A 21922-nucleotide genomic window follows, 5' to 3' on the forward strand; every position below is an offset into this window, starting at 1 on the left:
GATATTGTTTGTTATTCTACCAATAATTCAGGGTCAAGGGCGACATTATTCAGGCTGACCCCCCAATGCAGGTGCGGCCCTGTGGCCCGTCCGGTTTTACCGACTTTGCCGACTGGATCGCCTTTTTTAACATATTGACCGTCACGAACTAAAATTTCATCCATGTGGATATAGATGGATTGCAGCCCGTGGCCATGATCAATCATCACGCATTTACCCATCAGATACATATCTTGATGCACCAGTGAAATGACCCCATCGGCATCTGCACCAATCAAGGTGCCTGTAGGCGCGGCAATATCCGTGCCTTTGTGCGGGCTGCGCGGTTTTCCATTCAAGATACGTTGGGAGCCAAACACACCGGAAATACGCCCCTTAAACGGCCAGTCAAAGCCGGAGGCAAAATAGGCTTGGTCCGTCACAGTTGTGCGGGTGCGCCACACGGCCGCATTATCGGCCTTGATGCGTTTAACCGCCACCGGGTCGGGGGTGACTTTCTTTTTTGGCAGACCATTAATGCGTTGGATTTTATAATTCTGTTTGGTGATCTTTAAGGTTTCATCAGCTTGCGTGCCATCGGGATAGGTGATCATCAAGTGGCTTGAGCTGCCATGATCTCGTCCAAAGCCAAGAAGGAAGAGACCGTCTTTGGATACTTTGACATCCTTGGCATCCAGCGTGACGATACTGCCCGGTGTGACTGTCCCGTAAATCAGCCCGCCCTGTTTAAAATGCCCGTTCAGGGAATAAGTGCCTGCATGGGCAAAGGAAGAAGCGAGAAGCAGCAAGGGGCCTGCAAAAATAGAAATCCATAGGTTCTTCATCAAAACAAACTTCCTTGTTCTGGTGCGGGTGCTTTTTTGGGTTTTGGTTTGGCTTTGGGCTTTGGGGCGGGTTGAGGTGTTGGCGGGGCACTCGGGGTGATGCCTTCACCATTGACCAGCACATCCAGTTTATCATCCCCGCCAAACTGGATGGATAGCTCATCCCCGCTGGTGAGACCGCTAGAGGATGTTATTGCCTTGCCCTCTTTGTCACTGACCAGGGCAAAGCCACGATCCAGCACACTTTTGTAAGAATAACTTTCCAACAAGGCCGATAGGCTGTTCAGTTTCTGGCCTGCACGATCCAGGGAATCATCGACGGCCTTGCGTCGCACCAGGGCTGATGTGCGATCATACTGGCTTTGGCGTTTCTGGATAAAGGATTGATAGCCCGACATCAGCGCTTGTGTGCGCCCTAACAAGCGTTCCTGTGCATTCTGGATTTGCTGTTGCGGCTGGGGGATTTTTGCAGCCAGTTGTTCCACGCGCATGCCATGGCGTTGTAACAGGTTGTCCATGGAATTACTCAGTCGTTCCACCCGGTCATCCAGTCGCTGGGTCATATCATCGACCAGGCGTTGGGGGTTGGGGATGGCGCGCGCCGCACTTGTGACGCGCATGGTGCGTTCATCAAGGGTTCGGTTAATGGCATTTTCCAGCCGTGCGCCATCATCCATCACCTGGGCATAGAGTTCCCGGCGCACCGGAACGGCCATTTCCGCCGCTGCTGTGGGGGTGGGGGCACGTCGGTCTGAGGCATAATCAATCAAGGTTGTGTCGGTTTCGTGCCCCACAGCCGAGATCAGCGGAATGTCACTTTCAGCGGCTGCACGCACTACAATTTCTTCATTAAAGGACCAGAGGTCTTCCAGTGAGCCGCCACCACGCGCCACAATCAAAAGGTCAGGGCGTGGGATGTTGTTTGATCCGTCCAAGGCGTTAAACCCGCGAATGGCCGCAGCGACCTGATCAGCGGCCCCTTTTCCTTGTACCAGACAAGGCCACAGAAGCACATGGCGGGGAAAACGATCATTGAGGCGATGCATAATATCGCGGATCACCGCACCCGTAGGTGAGGTCACAATACCGATGGTTTGGGGCAAAAAGGGGATCGGTTTTTTACGTTCCGGCTGAAACAATCCTTCGCTCGCCAGCTTGCGTTTCAGGTCTTCCAACAGTTTGAGCAACGCGCCCTCGCCTGCCAGTTCCATAGACTCAATAACAAGCTGATATTTGGATCGGCCGGGATAGGTTGTCAGGCGTCCCTTACAGACGACTTCCATACCATCTTGGGGGCGCAGGTCGAGCTTGGCCGCTACCCCTTTCCAGCAGACCGCATCCATCACGGCATTTTCATCTTTCAGTGCCAGATAAAGGTGGCCGGAAGCCGCACGTTTAAAGCCGGAGATTTCCCCGCGCACACGTACCAAAGAAAAGGCATCTTCCACAGTGCGTTTCAAGGCACCGGAAAGTTCGGAAACACTAAGGACAGGCTGGTTATGTTGCGCCGGGCTGTCGAATGCATCTGCAAAAGGGTTGTCAGTCATGGGGGGTAATATGGTACAAGTGCCCCAACTTGTGAACATTTAAATATGGAAGATATCATGAAAGTACTCGTTGTTGGTTCCGGTGGTCGTGAACATGCGTTGTGTTGGGCGATTGCCAAGTCTGCAAAACTGTCCAAACTTTATTGCGCACCGGGCAATGCGGGTATTGCGGATGTGGCTGAATGTGTCGCTGTGGGTGCAGAAGATGTAGACGCCGTAGTAAGCTTTGCCAAAGAAAACGCCATTGATCTGGTTGTTGTTGGCCCCGAAGCGCCGTTGGTTCTCGGCATGGTGGACAAGCTGGAAGAAGCAGGCATCAAGGCATTTGGTCCCAGTGCGGCAGCTTCTGTGCTGGAAGGGTCCAAAGGCTTTATGAAAGACATGTGTGCCAAGGCCGGTGTGCCGACAGCAGGTTATGGTCGTTTCACCGATGCAGCCAAGGCGAAAGAATTTATCCGTGAAAATGGCGCACCGATCGTGGTGAAAACCGACGGTTTGGCTGCTGGTAAAGGCGTGATCATCTGTCAAAGTGTTGAAGAGGCTGAAAAAGCCGTGGATGATATGATGGGCGATAAAATCTTCGGTGATGCGGGTAATGAGATCGTCATCGAAGATTTCCTGCGCGGTGAAGAATGTTCTTTCTTTGCTCTGGTGGATGGCGAACGTGCCTTGCCACTGGCCGCAGCGCAAGATCACAAGGCGGCTTATGATGGCGATCGTGGTCCGAACACAGGGGGCATGGGTGCGTATTCTCCGGCCCCGATTGCGTCCCCAGAAATCTGTGATAAGATCATGGAAACGGCGATTAATCCGCTCATTAAGACGATGGCCGATGAAGGTTGCCCTTACAAAGGTGTGCTGTTCTGTGGCCTGATGGTGGAAGATGGCGTGCCGACCGTTCTGGAATATAACATCCGTTTTGGTGATCCAGAGTGTCAGGTGCTGATGATGCGCTGGAAGTCTGATGTGCTGGAAGCATTGGATGCCGCTGCTGAAGGACGTCTGGATGACATCACACTGGAATGGCATGATGAAACAGCCATGGTTGTTGTGATGGCGGCAGAAGGGTATCCGGGTTCTTACGAAAAAGGCACCGAGATTAAAAATCTGGCTGAAGCCAATGGGGTTGAAAATGCCTTTGTTTTCCATGCAGGGACAAAAGCTGAGGACGATAAGGTTCTAGCCACCGGTGGTCGTGTGTTGGGTGTAACAGGCCGTGGCACAAGCGTGAGCGAAGCTCAAGCGACAACTTATAAGGCTGTGGATGCCATTGACTGGCCGAAAGGTTTTTGCCGTCGTGATATCGGCTGGCGTGCGGTTGAGCGCGAAAAATCTTAAAGCTCTTTATATAATTTCGGCTTCTGCATTTAATGATGCAGAAGCCGAGAAAAAGAGAACAACTCGGCAAAGGGTTGTAGAAGGGGGGAAGGATACCGACATGTTCACCCCTATAGTGTATCTATATTTCTCTTTTGTATGCAAATCACACTTCTGTGAAGTTGCAGCTATTCAATAAATTTGGTTTGACGGGGTAGGCTGTCTAATAATTGGGGGGCGGTTTCTTGCAGGCTTTTTCTATTGGCAATTAAAAGGTTGTCTTCGCTATAGACCACAGGCAGGCGATAAAGGGGCGTGCCCGTTTCGATATCTATCACCTGTTTGGCAAGGCGTTTGCCGATATTGGCATAATTGGGGCTTAAACCAAGTCCGATCCCATGTTCGACATATTTATTGAAAGAGCCGATGGACAGGATATTGGCCTTACGGGTCAGCTTGCCAAGTTTTTCAGCTTGGGAGATAAGAAAGCTGTCGAGGGGGAAAAACAGCAGGTCATATTCTTTATGGCGTCTAAGAGCAGCACCAATTTGATTGCTGATGGTTTCCGGTTCCGGGCGGATACGAATGGGGAAAATATCAGCCCCATACTCGCGGGCAACCTGTTGCATGGCCGGGATGATTTCCCGGCTTTGGGGTTCAAACAGGTTAAAGGGAACGGCAATTTTCTTGGCCTGGAGCATTGGCAGGAAAATTTCCAGGACAGAACTATCGAGAACACTGGGGCGTCCAAGCAAAAGCTTTTCCTGATTGGTTTGGCGGTTGAGATGGGCATCCAGTAAGATGCTGGTATTGCCAAAGGCAATCAGAACCCCTTTAAAGGCTGTATTTTTAAGTTCCTCTCTGATTTTCAGGCAATTGCGTGAACCAAAACAGAGAATGTAATCCATATCCATTAAAGAGGCACGCCAGATAGAGCGTAAAGTCGAAACGGTCCGACGCAGTTTTTGCTCACTATTGACCACATAGAACATACTATCAGGGCGCTGCTTTTTGATTTCAGCGATAAAAGCTTGATCAAAAGGGGTCTCACCACGCCAAAGCATAACGCCAATAGACAGGGGTCTGTTATTGGCCGTTGCAGAAACACTATAAAGGCCGATAACAAAACATATCAAAGTTGTTAAAAGTATATTTTTCATGGTGAGGTGTGTGCTTAAGATTGTGCGTGGCCTATAATCACAGGTTTCCGAGGCGAGGTCAAAGTTAAATTACGTAACGTCAACTCACATGCCTGTGATGGGTTGTGACGTGCGTTTTGCTCTCTACATGTGTACAGTCTAATGAAGCGAGGAATAAGCGGGATAGGGTTATGGCGTTTTTCAGCCTGTTTTCGCCACAGCGTATTTGGGACACATTGGTGCATTGTCGATTGTGTCGTCAAGTCACTGGGGCGGTTTTTATTGCTATTGTGCTGGTCGAAGGTGCGATTTTGATTTTTTCGGTCAATAATTTTGAACGTGACCGTCTGTTGGAAATTGAACGTGAAGGCTTTGCGGTTGTACGCGCCTGGCTGGAAATCAGTGGTGACAGTCCTGTGACCTTAAACAAAATGGCCCCGATGATTGGGGGCGGTTCGGTCCTTTTATCAGCTCAGGTCACAGATGAAGAGGGCAAGGAAGTGGCTTATTTATCCCAAAATTCCATTTTGGCACCCGCGCAGGAAACTTTTCAAGCGAGCTGGAGCCCAAGTGAACTTGGTTATCCCTATTGGGTGAGTGCGCGGTTGGATAAAACAGAAATTCCCGCTCAGGTCACGGCCTTTATCTGGCGGATTATCGGCTTGGTTTTGTTGATTTCCTTTTTTGTGACGATTGTCACCATGGCGATTTTGGAACGTTTGATGCTGCACCCTATTCGCCAGATGCACGCCCGTATGGGGGAGGCCGGTCTGGATTTGGCCCATCCGGAAAACCATCAGGTGACAGACAGGCGCAATGATGAACTGGGTGATATGGCCGGGGCCTATAACCAATTGTTGGGGCGTTTGTCTAAGGCATTTGCGGAAATCCGTACCCAGCAGGAAAATTTACAGCATCATAATACCCAGCTGGAAAGTGATGTGGCCGAACGGACCAAAGAGCTGAATTTGGTGGTGCATGATTTGCGCCGCGAAGCTGTGGAACGTGAACGTGCCGAAAAAGCTCTTGATGCATCAAAGAGTGAGCTATCGTCTGAACACCTTAAGAAACTGGCGTATACGGACACGTTGACCGGGCTGGCAAACCGGGACCTGTTTATGGATCGCTGTAATCAGGTTTTGCGCCAGATGAAACGTCAGGATGTCAAAGCGGCTGTGCATTTGATTGATCTGGATGGGTTTCATGCGATCAATCAGACGTATGGCTCTCAAGGGGGCGATACGGTTTTACAAACGGTGGCTGATCGCCTTGGAGCTTTGGTGCGCGAATCTGATACATTGGCACGATTAAGTGCCGATGAATTTGCTGTGGTTCAGTTTGATATTCAGGATAGTGATGATGCCTCTGTCTTTGCCCAACGCATCACGGAACGCATTCGAGAAGCGATTGACTGGCAAGATGAGGAAATCGACATCAGTTGTTCCATTGGCATTACGCTTCTTGGTTCAGAAGATACATCGGCGGAAGATGTGCTTCATCATGTGGCTTTGGCGCGAGGTCGGGCCAAGGAAGACCAAGGGGCCAGTTATCATTTTTACGCAGAAGAAATGAACCGTCAGGCGTTGGAACGCCAAGATATTGAAAGAGATTTGAAAAAGGCCCTGCAACGAGACGAATTGGTGCTGTTTTATCAGCCCAAACTGGATGTGCGAAATAAACACGTATCGGGCATGGAGGCTTTGGTGCGCTGGAACCATCCTGAACGCGGTCTATTGGGGCCGGGCTTTTTCATTCCTGTGGCAGAACGTAGCCCCTTAATTATAGCCATTGGCGAGTGGGTGCTTCGTGAAGCCTGCAGGCAAGCCCAGCGTTGGCAAGGTGAAGGCATGGGAAAATTGAAAGTCGCGGTGAATGTGTCAGCCGTTCAACTGGCGGAAAGTTGCATGGTCACGACTGTTCGCCAAGTGTTGTTGGAAACGGGATTAGCACCCCATCTTTTAGAATTGGAAATTACCGAAAGTGCGGTGATGGAAAATGTGGAAGACACCATCACCGTGTTGGAAGAATTGCGTGGCCTTGGGGTGTCTTTATCCATTGATGATTTTGGCACAGGTTATTCCAGCCTGAATTACCTGAAACGTTTCCCGGTCAAGCGGATTAAGATTGATAAGGCTTTTGTGGATGAGATTGTTGATGAAACCAGCGAAGGGGTCATTGCGCGTGCCGTTGTCACCATGGGCCATAGCTTTGGCATGGAAATCACAGCCGAAGGGGTGGAAGAAGAGTTTCAACATCAGTTTTTATCAAATTTGGGATGCGATGAAATTCAGGGCTATCTCTTTGCCAAACCGATGGCCGCAGTTGATTTTGAAGATTTTGTAAAAGCACAGGCAAAAGACGCAGGCTCCGCCCAGTAAGCGCTGGACAAAACCAGTGAAAAGGCCATAATGCGCGGCGATTCTATTGCTCTTTCTGTCAGGCTGGATTCCAATGACATCATCCCCAGAACTCTCTGTGATTGTGCCCGTTAAAAACGAAGCAGAAAACATCCAGCCTTTGGTTGGTGAAATTATGGCTGCACTTGAGGGGCGAATTGAGTATGAAATCGTCTATGTGGATGATGGCAGTGATGATGACACGCCTGCTCGCCTGAAAGATATGCAAAAAATTACCGACAAATTGCAGGTGGTGACGCATAAAAAATCCTGTGGTCAAAGCACAGCGGTGCGCACAGGGGTTCAACATGCCAAGGGCCGTGTGGTCGCCACACTGGATGGGGATGGGCAGAACGATCCGGCTGATATTCCAGCTCTTTATGATGAATTGATCAAGGAAGATCAGCAGGACTTACTGTTGATGGCCGGTTGGCGTGCCAAGCGTCACGACAGTGCTTTCAAACTGTGGCAGTCACGCAATGCGAATAAAATCCGGGCTAAATTGCTGGGTGATAATACACCGGATACAGGCTGTGGCTTGAAGGTCCTGACCCGAACAGCCTTTCTGGATTTGCCTTACTTCAATCATATGCATCGTTTTTTGCCTGCTTTGATGATCCGCCGGGGCGGTCAGGTGAAATCGGTTGTGGTGAACCATCGTGCGCGGGAACGTGGCACATCCAAGTATGGTATGTGGAACCGCCTGTGGGTTGGTATCGTCGATATCATGGGGGTGATGTGGCTGCAATCACGCGGCAAGGTGCCGGAAATCATTCCTCAGGATAAAGCATGAATTTTAAGGTCTTCATAAAGGGCCTTTTGTTTCTCTGTGCCTTGGCAGGTGGGGCATATCTGCTTTCCCAAGGGATGGATGAAAGCTGGATTGATACATATGTGCGCGATCAGGGCTTAAAAGGTTGGATTGTCTTTATCAGTCTGGGGGGCCTGTTGGCTGCGGTCGGTTTTCCCCGTCAAATTCTCTCCTTTATGGGGGGGTATGCCTTTGGGGTGGTCAAGGGCACGACCATTGCGGTCTTGGCAACGGTGGCAGGCTGTATCCTGACCTTTACCTTTGCGCGTTTCTTGGGACGCAGTTTCGTACAACGTAAATTTCCGCGCAAGATCAAACGTATTGATGACTTTCTGTCCGATAACCCTTTCTCTATGACTTTGCTGATCCGTTTGTTACCAGCGGGCAGCAACGTGGCAACCAATGCGGCTGCCGGGGTATCCGGAGTAAATCCACTTCCTTTTGTGGTGGGGTCCATGGTTGGGTATATCCCCCAGTCGCTGGTTTTTGCGCTGGCAGGTAGCGGGATTGAATTGAACCCACAATGGTCGATTGCCTTAAGTGTGATTCTTTTCATTGTTTCCGGCATTTTGGGCGTGTATCTCTATCGTCGCTATCGTCATGGCAAAACACTGGGACGTGATATTGAAACCGCGCTCAGTGGGGATGAACAAAAAGCTGAGGCGATTGTATCTGAGAGTGACGGAAAGTCTTTATAACCGTCATTCCCAACTTGATTGGGAAACCAGCATAACCTAATACTGGACCCCTTCTTTTGCGTGGATGACGAAAAAGAGCAAATAATGCTGCAAAAATACTGGTCCCCTATCACCTTTACCCTTCTTTGGATCGTGCTGGTTGCGACAGCCATTTACACACGTCCGGCTTTGCCTGTGGATGAAACGCGCTATTTGGCGGTGGCGTGGGAAATGTGGTTGCGTGGTGATTACATCGTGCCTCATCTCAATGGAGAGACTTACAGCCATAAGCCACCTTTGTTATTTTGGCTGATGAACTTGGGGTGGGCGATCTTTGGGGTGAATGACTGGTGGCCACCTATGGTCGCCCCGCTTTTTGCGCTGGCTTGTTTGTTTTTGACTCGTGCCATGGCCCAAAAGCTATGGCCGGAAGAAAAGTTGATTGCCGATTTATCACCGATTATTTTGCTTGGCGCTGTTTTCTGGACCATTTTCACTACCGTGACCATGTTCGATATGCTGGTGGCCGCCTGTACCTTATGGGGGCTGTTGGGGCTGTTGATGGTCTGGCGCGATGGCGATTCCAAGGGATGGTGGCACTTGGCATTGGCGATTGGTTTTGGGGTGCTGGCTAAGGGACCAGTGATTTTGCTGCAAATCCTGCCCATTGCTTTGTTGTTGCCGCTGTGGGATGTGGAACGGCGCATTGAAAATCGCAAAAAATGGTATCGCAATATTCTCTTGTCTGTTTTGGGCGGGGCGGTGATTGGTCTATCTTGGGCCATTCCGGCCGGCATCATGGGCGGGGAAGAATATCGCAATGCAATTTTTTGGGGGCAAACCGCAGGGCGCGTGGTGAAATCTTTTGCTCATGCCCGTCCATGGTGGTGGTATTTGGCTGTGATCGGTCCGTTGCTTCTGCCTTGGGTGATCTGGCCGACTTTGTGGAAAGCGGCCTGGGCAGGAGGTAAAAAGCTGTTGGCGGAAAGTCAGGTGCGTTTTTGCCTCTTGTGGTTTATCCCGATTTTTATCGCTTTTTCCCTGATCAGCGGTAAGCAGCTCCATTATTTACTGCCCATCTTCCCGGCCTTTGCCTTTGTCTTGGCGCGTTTGCTGGTAAAAGAAGAGATTGCGGTAAGTCGTGTCGATCGCTTGCTGCCTGCGGGCTTTGTGATTGTGCTGGGGCTTGCGGTGATGACTGCACCGCATCTGGGCCTGAGAAAATTCCCGGACTGGGCGACAGACCTACCGACGGCTTGGTTTATCTTGCCGATTGGGTTGGCGCTTTATGTGATTGTCCGCCCGTTGAAAACTCAATGTGGGGCTATTCTTAGTCTCACAAGCATGATGACAGGATTGGTCGTCGCGATACATATGCTGTTTGCGCCGTATTTGGGCTCGGCTTTTAATTTACGTGGCTTGTCTGTTGAGCTGAAGAAAATGCAGGATGCAGGCTATGACGTGGCCTTTGTTGCGAAATATCACGGGACTTTTCAATATTTGGGCCGCCTTGAAAAGCCGATTGCTGAACTGTCTACAGAGCGAGGCCATCCTATGATGGAATGGTTGCACGCCCATCCCCGCAGCAAAGTCATTACCCTGTGGAAACAGCCTGCGCCGGATCATCCGGCGGTGGACTATGTGCAAAATTTCCGGGGGAACAATATGATTGTCTTTGATGTGGCAAAACTCAAAGGCGATTATGACTTGCTCAACCGTCGTGGCAAATTAAAATAGCCTTTCCATGCTGCAATGCAGCAACGATTTATAAGAAAATTCCGATTCACCGCTTGACAGTTTCAGGGGTTGAACTTAACTCTGTTAGCACTCGAACCCAACGAGTGCTAACGCATGACTCGTTTGGGTCATTACTTTGGTGATATCACGGAGTTGAAACCATGAAATTTCGTCCTCTGCATGACCGTGTTCTGGTCAAGCGCTTAGAGCAAGAAACAAAAACTGCTGGCGGCATTATCTTGCCGGAAGCTGCACAAGAAAAACCGTCTGAAGGTGAAGTTGTTGCAGTTGGTAAAGGTGTACGCGGCGACAACGGTGAATTCGTTGCTCTGGACGTACAAGCGGGCGACCGCGTTCTGTTCGGCAAATGGTCCGGTACAGAAGTTAAGGTTGACGGCGAAGAGCTGTTGATCATGAAAGAATCTGACATCATGGGTGTGGTTGAAGCCTAAGCGCTTGCCCATTCACCTGTTTTATTTATTGACTGCTTAACATAAGGGTCTAGCTACAATGGCTAAAGAAATTAAATTCGGCACAGAAGCACGTGCTAAAATGCTCGAAGGTGTTGACCTTCTGGCGAACGCTGTAAAAGTAACACTCGGTCCAAAGGGTCGTAACGTTGTTCTCGATAAATCTTTTGGCGCTCCGCGTGTAACGAAAGACGGTGTGTCTGTCGCCAAAGAAATCGATCTGGAAGACAAGTTCCAGAACATGGGTGCACAAATGATCAAGGAAGTTGCATCCAAAACAGCTGATCTGGCTGGTGATGGTACAACAACTGCGACTGTTCTGGCACAAGCCATCGTTCGCGAAGGGACAAAAGCGGTTGCTGCGGGCATGAACCCGATGGATCTGAAGCGCGGCATCGACACAGCTGTTTCTGCTGTTGTTGCAGACGTTAAAGGCCGTTCCAAGCCGGTTGCAACAAACGAAGAAATCGCGCAAGTGGGTACAATCTCTGCAAACGGTGAAACAACTGTTGGTCAACTGATCGCTGATGCGATGGCAAAAGTTGGTAACGAAGGTGTGATCACTGTTGAAGAAGCAAAAGGTCTGGATACAGAGCTGGACGTTGTTGAAGGTATGCAGTTTGACCGTGGTTACACGTCTCCGTACTTCGTAACAAACTCTGAAAAAATGATTGCAGAGCTGGACAACCCGTACATTCTGGTTAACGAAGGCAAACTGACTTCCCTGCAACCGATCCTGCACCTGCTGGAAGGCGCTGTTCAGTCTTCTCGTCCGCTGTTGATCATTGCAGAAGATATTGAAGGTGAAGCACTGGCAACACTGGTTGTGAACAAACTGCGTGGTGGCCTGAAAGTTGCTGCTGTTAAGGCACCGGGCTTTGGTGATCGTCGTAAAGCAATGCTGCAAGACATCTCTATCCTGACAAACGGTCAGCTGGTTTCTGAAGAACTCGGCGTTAAGCTTGAGAATGTGACACTGGACATGCTGGGTACAGCGAAGTCTGTTGTGATCACCAAAGAAGAAACAACAATCGTGGAAGGTGCGGGCGACAAAGACGAGATCGTTGCACGTTGTAACCAGATCAAGGCACAGGTTGAAGAAACAACTTCTGACTACGATCGTGAAAAACTGCAAGAGCGTCTGGCGAAACTGGCTGGCGGTGTTGCTGTCATCAAGGTTGGCGGTGCAACTGAAGTCGAAGTGAAAGAACGCAAAGACCGCGTTGACGATGCGCTGCACGCAACACGCGCTGCTGTTGAAGAAGGCATCATCTCCGGTGGTGGTACAGCGCTTCTGTACGCTGTGAACGCACTGGAAGGTCTGGAAGGCGACAATGCTGACCAGAAAGTTGGTGTGGACATCATCCGTCGTGCGCTGCAAGCACCGATCCGTCAGATCGCTGAAAACGCTGGTCACGATGGTGCGGTTGTTGCGGGCAAGCTGCTGGAAGGCACAGATCCGAAAACTGGTTTCAACGCACAGACTGGTGAATACACTGATCTGGTGGCTGCTGGTGTTATCGACCCGGTTAAAGTTGTTCGTACAGCCCTGCAAGATGCAGCATCTGTTGCTGGCCTGCTGATCACAACTGAAGCGATGGTTGCAGACAAGCCGGAACCAGCTGGCGCTGCGGCTCCTGCAATGCCTGACATGGGCGGCATGGGCGGTATGGGTGGCATGGGCTTCTAAGCCAACCCCTCATATAGCTGCTAAAGCTTTTAAAAGGGTCGCATTCTTGGTGGTGCGGCCTTTTTTTATTTATGTAAGACCAGACGTGCTGCCCAATCGAGTTAGGAATGAGGATCAGGCAAATTTTCATTTGCTCCGCTTTGGCACCTCTGATATAAAATTTACAATGTTTACGTTAACGTAAAGGTAAAGGATTTAGAGTGATGAATGTACAGGGTTTAGCTGCGATTGTGACAGGGGCTGCTTCTGGTTTGGGGGAGGCAACGGCTCGTAAATTGGCTGCGCAAGGAGCCAAGGTGGCGATTTTTGATATGAATATGGAAGCCGCGCAAAAAGTTGCTGATGAAATTGGCGGGATTGCGGTTGAATGTAATGTCGCTGATGCCGCCAGTGCTGAGGCCGCGTTTGCTACGGCACGTGAGGCCCATGGGCCGGCGCGTATTGTTGTTTCCTGCGCCGGGATTGCACCTGCATCCAAGATCGTTGGGCGTAATGGTGCCCATGATCTTGATCTCTTTTCCAAAGTTATCAATGTGAATTTGATCGGTACATTCAATATGACCCGTCTGGCCTGTGCTGAAATGCTGGACCAAGATCCGGTGAATGGTGAAGAGCGCGGCGTGGTGATTAATACGGCTTCAATTGCTTTTGCTGACGGCCAAATTGGACAGGCGGCTTATGCGGCCTCAAAAGGCGGTGTGGCCTCTTTAACCTTGCCGGTTGCGCGTGAAATGGCGCCTAAGGGGATTCGGGTCATGACCATTGCACCGGGGATTATGGCAACTCCGATGTTATTGGGAATGCCGGATGAGGTACAAGATGCATTGAACAAGTCTGTTCCTTATGGCCGCATGGGTAAACCCGAAGAGTTTGCCGACTTGGTTAACCACATTGCTGAAAATGCTTATTTATCCGGTGAAGTCATCCGCATGGATGGTGCCTTGCGGATGGCCCCGAAATAAGTCTTCTTCGCCTTTGTTACTGGCGCATGCCACTTAAAAAGACATTCAATGCAGTCTGCAGATTGCCTGATTCCAGTTGTAATTGTTCAACTGCTTTTTGGGCCTGCGAGGCTGCGGTGCCTGACTGATGGGTGGCATGTCCCATTTCACCGACGATCTGATTAACTTCGACTGTATCGGTTGCGGCTTGCTGCATGCTGGCGGAGATTTCATCTGTGGCGGAAGATTGTTGTTGGATGGAAGCTGCAATAGAGTTCGCAATTTCCTGAACTTCTGCAACAACAGTTGAAATTTCCTGAATGGCCTGAACAGAATTTTCCGTGGCGCTTTGAACCGCATTGATCTGATTGGTGATTTCATCTGTGGCACGGGAGGTTTGATTGGCAAGGTTCTTGACCTCACTGGCAACCACGGCAAAGCCTTTCCCGGCTTCGCCTGCGCGTGCCGCTTCAATTGTAGCGTTCAGGGCGAGCAGGTTGGTTTGTTCTGCAATACCGGTAATTAAATCCGTCACTTCACTGATACGTACAACAGTTTGCTGCAGGCTGGAAACCCTGTCTTGAGCCTCATCCGATGTGGTTGATGCCCGGTTTACAACCATGTTGGAACGTTCAACCAAAGACGCAATTTCAATGTTGGATGCCGATAGTTCTTCAACAGCGGCAGCAGTGGCGTTAACGGCTTGGGTAGTGTGTTCTGATTTTTGAGAGACAACACCACTGGCTTCGTTGGCCTGAGTGGAGGTGGAGCTGACCTGTGCGGCAATCTCTTCAAGGTCGGAGGCTGTTGTTTTTACAATTTGTGCCGCATTACCGACATTTTGTTCCAGCTCATTTGCCAATTTTTCAATACTGGCTTTACGTTCTTCTTCGGCTTTTGCTTTTTGTGTTTCTTGTTCTTGCTGCAAAGTGCGCCGGTCTGTTTCATTGGTCCGGAAAATTTCAAGGGAGTGGCCCAGTCGCCCAATTTCATCGGCACGCTCACTGTAGGGAATAGGCGTGTCCAGATGACCATTGGACATTTCATTTGCCGCCAATGTCAGTTTTTCAATCGGTGTAATCGCACGTGATTTCAGCGCCAAAATGATCAGACCACACATAATGACCAATGCCGTGGCCAGCAAGGTCAGGGAACGCATAAGAGTTGACTGGGAATTATCCAATGTATCCTGAACATTTTTTGACAGTTCAAAATTGCCGATTGAACTGCCGTTAAGATCAAGGATTGGCAGCTTCATGGAAACAAGGGCAGTCTTGCTGTCGAGCTGGATTTCTTCTTTGGCATTGCGCGTGATTTCGATATTGGCTGTTTCAAGCGAGCCAATGTTTTGAATGGCTTTTAAAGTCGGCGTCAATGTAGCGTCAATGCGCACAAGATATTGCAGCACACGCCCGCGTGCCTTGCGGCTGTATTTTGTAACGGGGAAATAGCGAGATAACACAACGTCATTATTGACAACGAAAAAGCCTTCAAGCGGTTCTGCGGTTTTACCTTTTTTCAGGTACCCGGCAATGGCTTTGGTGACTTCCGGTGAATCGCAGCTGCTGCCTAGTTTGACATTGGTGTTATCGACAGGTTCGACGAATTTAACCGTCAGGCTTTGACCATCGCAATAGACCAGATGTTTCATATTGCCGCCAAAGCGTTGGTTGAGATTGTTAAAGGTGGGTTTGGCATGTGAATCTGAAAAATCAATGGGATCAAATTCTTTGGCCATAAAGTTTTTGGTTGCCCCTTTGTCGCGTGCAATCAAATCAAGGCCCATTTCACCCATTAAATTCAAGCGGGATTCTACATCCAGCGACAGGACTGTTTCATAGGATTTTCGGTTCTTTTCCAGGTTTTCCATTAAGGAATCATTGTTCCAACTGCTTTGTTGCCATCCCAACCCAAGGACAACAAAAACAGAAAGGGCAATAACAGGTAAGACAGTTTGCCCAGCCAATGTGTTTTTCAGAAAAGACATGAATAAAACCCCATTATAAAACAGTGTAGTTATGAACAAAACGGGAAGGCCGATCATATGCTGATCAACCTTCCAATAAAACGTTTTGCCTGATTTTATGATTATTCCACTGGAAGACCGGCAGCTTCCCAAGCAGGAATGCCATCACGGAAGTAGAACAGGTTTGAGAAACCCCATGCTTTGGCTTTTACGCAGCTGTTTGCGCTACGTGGGCAAGATGGGCCATTGCAATAGAAAACAATTTTGGTGGTTTTATCGCCACCGACAGCTTCACTGAGGCTGGCTTCTGTCATGTTGGTTGATTTGCCTTTGATGTCGAGATGAACCGCACCTGGGATGTGAGCACGATCAAAATCAGACTTTTTACGCGGATCAACAAATACGACAGCATCATCGTTAAACAGCTCTTCAGCCTTTGCAACATCTACAGTTACGGCGCCCTCTACTGTCATTGGCGCTTCTGCTGCAAGAGCAGGAGCTGCGAATAACGTAAAAGTTGCAATAAATAGCGTTGAAATAACTCGTTTCATTTTAAACCCCTAGTAAATTACCGTCTTGGTGTGTAATTTTTGATTGTATGAGTAAGAACGCATCTTCGCAAGCGACGATTCGGTATTACGTAATATTACGTAGTTTTAAGGCTTGAAAGAGGGGGAAACCTATCATTTCGTATATGGCTTGGACTCTCTTGCAAACCGTGCTAAACAGCGAAAAAGTTTTTGTCTTTAAAGAGGTTCAAGGTGCAATACGTTTCCACACGCGGCAAAGCGCCCGCACTGTCATTTGATGATGTTTTATTGACGGGTTTGGCTCGTGATGGCGGGCTTTATTTGCCTGAAAGCTGGCCGCAATTCAGCGCTGATGAAATTCGTGAAATGCGTGGTTTGTCGTATGCCGATATGGCGGTGCGTGTGATGTATCCGTTTGTGGAAGGTTCCATTCCGCATGATGATTTCAATGAACTGGTTCAGGATGCTTATAAGGATTTTGGTCATCCGTCTGTTGCGCCACTTAAACAGCTCGACAGTGACCAGTGGGTGATGGAACTGTTCCATGGCCCGACCTTGGCCTTTAAAGATTATGCCCTGCAACTGCTCGGTCGTCTGTTTGATTATGTGCTGAAAAAACGTGGTGAGAAAGTCACCATTGTAGGGGCCACATCCGGGGACACAGGTTCTGCGGCGATTGAGGCATGTCGTGATCGTGAATGTATCGAAATTTTCATCATGCACCCAAAGGGCCGTGTCTCTGACGTGCAGCGTTGCCAGATGACGACCGTTCTGTCTGAGAATGTTCACAATATTGCACTGGAAGGCACCTTTGATGATTGTCAGGATGCGGTGAAGGCCATGTTTAACGACATGGATTTCCGCGATAAATATAACCTGTCTGCGGTGAACTCTATCAACTGGGCGCGCATCATGGCGCAAATCGCCTATTACTTCTGGGCGGCTGTTCAAGTGGGGGCACCTGATCGTAAAACCCGCTTTGCCGTTCCAACCGGGAATTTCGGCAATGTGTTTGCAGGCTATTGTGCCAAACAGATGGGCCTGCCGATTGACAGCTTTATCATTGGGTCCAACCGCAATGATATTTTGACACGTTATTTCAACACGGGCGTGATGACGATGGAAACGGTAGAACCAAGCCTGTCTCCATCCATGGATATTCAGATTTCGTCCAACTTTGAACGTTTGCTTGCCCAACATTATGACAAAGACGGTTCTGCCCTGACACAGGCCCTGAGCGAGTTCCGTGATACGGGTGAAGTCGATTTTGGTAAAAACCGTTGGGAAGCCATGTGCGCAGAATTTTCTGCTCAAAGTCTGGATGATGGGGAAACGAAAAAGGCGATTGCCGATTTTTATCAGTCTACAGGTGAATTGCTGGACCCGCATTCTGTCATTGGCTGTGCGGTGGCCCGTGATGGTGAGAAAACGGATGCAGTCACAGTGGCGTTGGCAACGGCCCATCCGGCAAAATTCCCTGCCGCTGTTGAAGAGGCATCGGGCGTTCACCCTGCTTTGCCTGAACGTATGGCGGATTTGTTTGAACGTGAAGAACGGTTCACTGTTCTGGAAAATGACCTGAAAACAGTTCAAACTTATATTGAAGAGACATTGGCTTAAATGACAGTACGCGTCACTACGTTAGAAAACGGTCTTCGCATTGTTTCAGACTCCATGATGTCTGTACAGTCGGTGTCTTTGGGTGCCTGGGTTGAAGCGGGTACCCGCCATGAAGCCCCGCAAGTGAACGGGATTTCCCACTTGCTGGAACATATGGCCTTTAAAGGGACCAAGCGTCGCAGTGCATTGGAACTGGCAGAAGAAATTGAGAATGTCGGTGGCCATATTAATGCCTATACCTCACGGGAAAATACCGCTTATTACTGTAAGGTCTTGAAAGAAGATGTGTCGCTGGCCGTTGATGTGATTGCTGATATCTTGCAGCATTCTGTGTTGGATGAAGAAGAGCTGACCCGTGAGCGCAGTGTGATTTTGCAGGAAATCCATCAAGCCAATGACACGCCGGATGATATTATTTTTGACGTGTTTCAGGAAACGGCTTATCCGGATCAGGCCATGGGCCGCCCCGTTCTGGGCAAGGCGGATATCATTGCCTCTATGGCGCGTGATGATGTGCTGTCTTATATGCAGAATAATTATGCTACATCGAACATGATTTTCAGTGCAGCGGGCAATGTGGATCATGAGGCTTTGGTCGCATTGGTGTCTGAAAAATTTGACAGTTTACCAAAGGAAAGTGGCATTAACGCAGACCCGACCCGCTATCAAGGCGGGGTGCTGGCTGTCAATCGCCCCAGTCTGGAGCAAGTCCATATTGTGGCTGGCTTTGACGGGGTGCGTTATGATGACCCGGATTTTTATGCCTTGTCTGTCATGTCGACTTTGTTTGGCGGGGGCATGTCTTCGCGCCTGTTTCAGGAAATCCGTGAAAAGCGTGCCTTGGTCTATTCCATCTACAGCTTTGTCTCTGCCTATGATGATGGGGGGATGCTGGGGATTTATGCGGGAACAGGGGCAGAAGAAACCAAGGAATTACTGCCTGTCTTGATTGATGAGATCAAAAAGGTTTGTGACGATGTCCATGATGATGAGGTCATTCGCGCCCGTGCCCAGTTGAAATCCAGTATTTTGATGTCACTGGAAAGCACCTCAACACGGTGTGAACAGCTGGCCCGTCAGATGATTGTCTTTGGCCGTCCCATTACGGTGGAAGAAGTCGTGAAGAAAATTGATGCGATTGATGCCCAGGCTGTACAGGATGTATCCCAACGGGTCTTTTCCAGTACGCCTACATTGACGGCGATTGGCCCAATTACGGAATTGCCCGAATTCAAGGTGTAGTCGGTCATTCTCAACTCGATTGGGGATCTGTGTCCGTTATTTTGGAGGCCCCCGCTTGCGCGAGGATGACAGGTTTATTATCGTCATCTCGCCAGCAATGCTGCATTGAGCATGCTCATCATAATGCCAAGGAATAGGTCAAGGATGACAATGCCCACTGCAGCGCTGATAGGAATGCGCAGGGATTTGTGGGCAAGATGTCCAATCCAGACCAACCCGGCGAACATAAGCCCAACAGAGAGGGAAGAGGCAGCTTCCCAACTGATCATCTTGCTGGCTTGTGCCAGAGCGACCAGCAGATACATGATATTATAGAGACAGCCCAGCCAGTTATAGGCGATGATGAATTCCAGAAATTCGCCGCGTCTGTTGATAGAATGACAGACCCGCTCCATAAGTATGGGGAAGATCAACCAGGCGAGGGCGTAAATTTCGGCCTCAAGGATGAAATAGCGGGCACCATCGTGCTTTTCAGGGTTAAAGCGCAAGAGGGCCAACAGCACATAGAACGGCGCAACCAAGGTTGCAGCCCAATAAAGTGAGGCCCAGAAACCTTGAATGCCCCCGACCATCATTTTCGCACCACTGATGTCAAGGCGAACCAGTCGCCCGGCACCGGCTAAACCATAAAAGGGTGCGCGAAGATTGATCATGCAGCCTCGTTAAAATAATTTTCCAAAATGCGCTGATAGATTTTGGTCAGATTGGTCAGGTCTTCAATCAACACATTTTCATCTACCTTATGCATGGTCTGTCCGACAAGACCAAATTCGGCCACGGTGCAGGAATGGGTGATGAAACGGGCATCGGATGTCCCGCCTGAGGTGGAACGTTCCGGGGCGACCCCTGTGACTTCTTCGGTTGCCTGTTCAATCAGGTCTGTAAGTACGTCTTGGGGGCTCATGAAGCTTTCGCCGGAAATTCGGGTTTTCAGTGTGTAGTTTGTATCCACATGATCCAGTGTACTGCGAATCCAGTTTTCCAATGAGGCCCCTGTGTGGATATTATTATAGCGGATGTTGAACATGGCGGTGGCTTCGGCCGGGATGACATTTTCCACTTCGTTACCGCAGTCAATGCTGGTGATGGACAGGCTGGAGGGGTCAAAAAATTCATTACCTTGGTCCAGCGGGTCTGCAATCAGGGCATTCATCATCTTGACAAGGCGCGGTAAGGGGTTATCTGCCCGCTGTGGATAAGCCACATGGCCTTGGGTGCCATGAACGGTGAGAACTGAATTGATGGAGCCTCGACGCCCCACTTTCATCATTTCACCCATACATTTCGGGTTGGTCGGTTCGCCCACAAGACAGTGATCCATGATCTCGCCTTGGTCTTCCATCCATTCCAGTACCTTTTTGGTGCCGTTAATCGCAGGGCCTTCTTCATCTCCTGTGATCAGGAAAGAGAGGGAGCCTTTAAAATCATCGCCTTGATCTTTCAGGAAATTTTGTGCGGCCTCAACAAAGGCAGCGACAGCACCCTTCATATCGGCAGCCCCCCGGCCATAAAGGCGATCATCGTGAATGGTGGCGGCAAAAGGGTCAAAGTTCCAGCCGGATAAATCACCAACAGGCACCACATCTAAATGCCCGGCAAAACAGAAATTTGGGGCCTGGGTGCCAATACGGGCATACAGATTTTCCACCCGTTCTGTCCCTTCTTCCTGAAAGGGCAGGCGGTGACAGATGAAGCCAAGGTCTTCCAATGTGTCTTGCAGCAGATCAAACACCCCTTCATCACGAGGTGTAACGCTGGGGCAGCGAATGAGTTCTTGAGCAAAGGAAATGGTGTCGATCATTGGAAGGGGCCTAAAAGTGAAAAATCTTATGTATAAAACTATATCGGCCCCAGCCTTCTGACAAGGTGGAGCCGATACTTATTTGACATCCCCGCGAATGCGGGGATCTTTTCAAAGCAAGGAGGTCCCCGCATTCGCGAGAACGACGACCTTGCTTAGTCACGCAGCAGTTCATTGACGGATGTTTTGGAACGTGTCTTTTCATCAACGCGTTTTACAATCACTGCACAAGCCAGGTTCGGGCCCGGTTCACCGTTCGGCAGTGGCTTGCCCGGCAGGGTGCCTGGAACAACCACAGAATAAGCCGGAACGCGACCATAGCTGACTTCGCCAGTTTCGCGATCAACGATTTTTGTAGACTGACCAAGGAAGACACCCATGGAGATGACAGAACCTTCTTCAACGATCACGCCTTCGGCCACTTCTGAACGTGCACCGACAAAGCAGTTGTCCTCGATGATAACCGGGCCAGCTTGCAGCGGTTCCAGAACGCCACCGATACCAGCACCACCGGAAATGTGAACGTTTTTACCAATTTGGGCACAGGAACCAACTGTTGCCCATGTGTCGATCATCGCGCCTTCATCTACATAGGCACCGAGGTTGAGGAAAGACGGCATCAAAACAGCGTTCGGGGCAACATAGGCGGATTTACGAACCACACAACCCGGTACAGCGCGGAAACCAGCTTCGCGGAAATTGCTTTCCGTCCAGCCTTCGAATTTAGACGGCACTTTATCCCACCAGTTGGCGTTTTCACCCGGTGCACCACCGATTGTTTCCATGTCATTGAGACGGAAAGACAGCAAAACAGCCTTTTTTGCCCATTGGTTTACAATCCAGTCGGAACCTTGCTTTTCAGCTACGCGAAGGGCACCGCTGTCCATCAGGTTCAGGGCTTCGTTTACCGCGTCGCGAATTTCACCTTTGGTGTCGTAATTAACAGAATCACGGTTTTCAAACGCGTTTTCGATGACAGATTCCAATTGTGCTTTATCCATAGCAAAATGCCTTTTCTTTTGAGTCAGTCTAGAAGTTGGCGAGACAATGAAAAAATTGCGCTCTTCTGTCAAGTTTAGAGAAGTAAACCCAGTAAATTAATCGGACTTGCTCTCTCATATGTTCCCTTGGGTAAGGGGTGCACAATTATGACGGTTTGTTTTGTGTAAAATCAATTATGGATTGTATTTTATGTTTATCTAATAAGGTGAGCA

The 21922-nt window shown here is 49.5% G+C and carries 18 protein-coding genes; 10 read left to right on the forward strand and 8 right to left on the reverse strand.

Going from position 1 to position 21922, the window contains the following annotated elements; translation table 11 throughout:
- Positions 1 to 11 precede the first annotated feature (11 nt).
- Both E4K71_RS17205 and xseA read right to left on the reverse strand, forming a co-directional pair.
- Entirely contained in the window at positions 12 to 824 is an 813-nt protein-coding gene (locus E4K71_RS17205; RefSeq protein WP_135081684.1) for a M23 family metallopeptidase, read from the reverse strand.
- Positions 824 to 2371, reverse strand: coding sequence for an exodeoxyribonuclease VII large subunit (gene xseA, locus E4K71_RS17210; RefSeq protein ID WP_135081686.1), 1548 nt, complete (start codon positions 2369 to 2371; stop codon positions 824 to 826). The genes E4K71_RS17205 and xseA overlap by 1 nt, the downstream gene beginning before the upstream one ends.
- Before the next feature lie 57 nt (positions 2372 to 2428).
- Here xseA and purD point away from each other — a divergent pair, with 57 nt between their 5' ends.
- The gene (gene purD, locus E4K71_RS17215; RefSeq protein ID WP_135081688.1) at positions 2429 to 3709 is read left to right on the forward strand and encodes a phosphoribosylamine--glycine ligase; all 1281 of its coding nucleotides are present in this window, start codon (positions 2429 to 2431) and stop codon (positions 3707 to 3709) included.
- Between the two features lie 167 nt (positions 3710 to 3876).
- Here purD and E4K71_RS17220 read toward each other — a convergent pair whose 3' ends face one another.
- Positions 3877 to 4848 (reverse strand): hypothetical protein, encoded by a 972-nt coding sequence (locus tag E4K71_RS17220; RefSeq protein ID WP_135081690.1) that lies wholly within the window; start codon positions 4846 to 4848, stop codon positions 3877 to 3879.
- A gap of 170 nt (positions 4849 to 5018) precedes the next feature.
- Here E4K71_RS17220 and E4K71_RS17225 point away from each other — a divergent pair, with 170 nt between their 5' ends.
- The 7 genes from E4K71_RS17225 to E4K71_RS17255 all read left to right on the forward strand — a co-directional run bounded on the left by E4K71_RS17225 (position 5019) and on the right by E4K71_RS17255 (position 13570).
- Positions 5019 to 7205, forward strand: a complete 2187-nt coding sequence (locus E4K71_RS17225) for an EAL domain-containing protein (RefSeq protein ID WP_135081692.1) — start codon at positions 5019 to 5021, stop codon at positions 7203 to 7205.
- 73 nt (positions 7206 to 7278) lie between these two features.
- Entirely contained in the window at positions 7279 to 8016 is a 738-nt protein-coding gene (locus E4K71_RS17230; RefSeq protein ID WP_135081694.1) for a glycosyltransferase family 2 protein, read from the forward strand.
- A complete protein-coding gene (locus E4K71_RS17235; protein WP_135081696.1) occupies positions 8013 to 8732 on the forward strand; it encodes a VTT domain-containing protein in 720 nt (239 codons plus the stop codon). Before E4K71_RS17230 ends, E4K71_RS17235 begins: the two co-directional genes overlap by 4 nt.
- Positions 8733 to 8816: 84 nt before the next feature.
- Positions 8817 to 10448, forward strand: coding sequence for a glycosyltransferase family 39 protein (locus E4K71_RS17240; RefSeq protein WP_135081698.1), 1632 nt, complete (start codon positions 8817 to 8819; stop codon positions 10446 to 10448).
- A gap of 161 nt (positions 10449 to 10609) precedes the next feature.
- A complete protein-coding gene (gene groES / locus E4K71_RS17245; RefSeq protein ID WP_135081700.1) occupies positions 10610 to 10900 on the forward strand; it encodes a co-chaperone GroES in 291 nt (96 codons plus the stop codon).
- A gap of 58 nt (positions 10901 to 10958) precedes the next feature.
- The gene (gene groL, locus E4K71_RS17250) at positions 10959 to 12608 is read left to right on the forward strand and encodes a chaperonin GroEL (RefSeq protein WP_135081702.1); all 1650 of its coding nucleotides are present in this window, start codon (positions 10959 to 10961) and stop codon (positions 12606 to 12608) included.
- A gap of 203 nt (positions 12609 to 12811) precedes the next feature.
- Positions 12812 to 13570: an SDR family oxidoreductase gene (locus tag E4K71_RS17255; RefSeq protein ID WP_135082119.1), complete on the forward strand. Its 759-nt coding sequence runs from the start codon at positions 12812 to 12814 to the stop codon at positions 13568 to 13570.
- Positions 13571 to 13586: 16 nt separating this feature from the next.
- Here E4K71_RS17255 and E4K71_RS17260 read toward each other — a convergent pair whose 3' ends face one another.
- Positions 13587 to 15536, reverse strand: a complete 1950-nt coding sequence (locus E4K71_RS17260; RefSeq protein ID WP_167730679.1) for a HAMP domain-containing methyl-accepting chemotaxis protein — start codon at positions 15534 to 15536, stop codon at positions 13587 to 13589.
- Between the two features lie 101 nt (positions 15537 to 15637).
- On the reverse strand, positions 15638 to 16066 hold the full coding sequence (locus E4K71_RS17265; protein WP_135081706.1) for a rhodanese-like domain-containing protein: 429 nt from the start codon (positions 16064 to 16066) through the stop codon (positions 15638 to 15640).
- Between the two features lie 210 nt (positions 16067 to 16276).
- Between E4K71_RS17265 and thrC the strand changes: the two genes are divergently transcribed.
- Positions 16277 to 17665 (forward strand): threonine synthase, encoded by a 1389-nt coding sequence (gene thrC / locus E4K71_RS17270; protein WP_135081708.1) that lies wholly within the window; start codon positions 16277 to 16279, stop codon positions 17663 to 17665.
- On the forward strand, positions 17666 to 18907 hold the full coding sequence (locus tag E4K71_RS17275; protein ID WP_135081710.1) for a pitrilysin family protein: 1242 nt from the start codon (positions 17666 to 17668) through the stop codon (positions 18905 to 18907).
- An 83-nt stretch (positions 18908 to 18990) separates the two neighbouring features.
- Here E4K71_RS17275 and E4K71_RS17280 read toward each other — a convergent pair whose 3' ends face one another.
- From E4K71_RS17280 to dapD, 3 genes are all read right to left on the reverse strand, one after another.
- Positions 18991 to 19560 carry a hypothetical protein gene (locus E4K71_RS17280; RefSeq protein WP_135081712.1) on the reverse strand — a complete coding sequence of 190 codons (570 nt, stop codon included), beginning with the start codon at positions 19558 to 19560 and terminating at the stop codon, positions 18991 to 18993.
- Positions 19557 to 20708 carry a succinyl-diaminopimelate desuccinylase gene (gene dapE / locus E4K71_RS17285; protein WP_135081714.1) on the reverse strand — a complete coding sequence of 384 codons (1152 nt, stop codon included), beginning with the start codon at positions 20706 to 20708 and terminating at the stop codon, positions 19557 to 19559. Before dapE ends, E4K71_RS17280 begins: the two co-directional genes overlap by 4 nt.
- A gap of 155 nt (positions 20709 to 20863) precedes the next feature.
- Positions 20864 to 21709 (reverse strand): 2,3,4,5-tetrahydropyridine-2,6-dicarboxylate N-succinyltransferase, encoded by an 846-nt coding sequence (gene dapD / locus E4K71_RS17290; RefSeq protein WP_135081716.1) that lies wholly within the window; start codon positions 21707 to 21709, stop codon positions 20864 to 20866.
- Positions 21710 to 21922 lie beyond the last annotated feature (213 nt).

The organism is Terasakiella sp. SH-1 (assembly GCF_004564135.1).
Taxonomy (GTDB): domain Bacteria; phylum Pseudomonadota; class Alphaproteobacteria; order Rhodospirillales; family Terasakiellaceae; genus Terasakiella.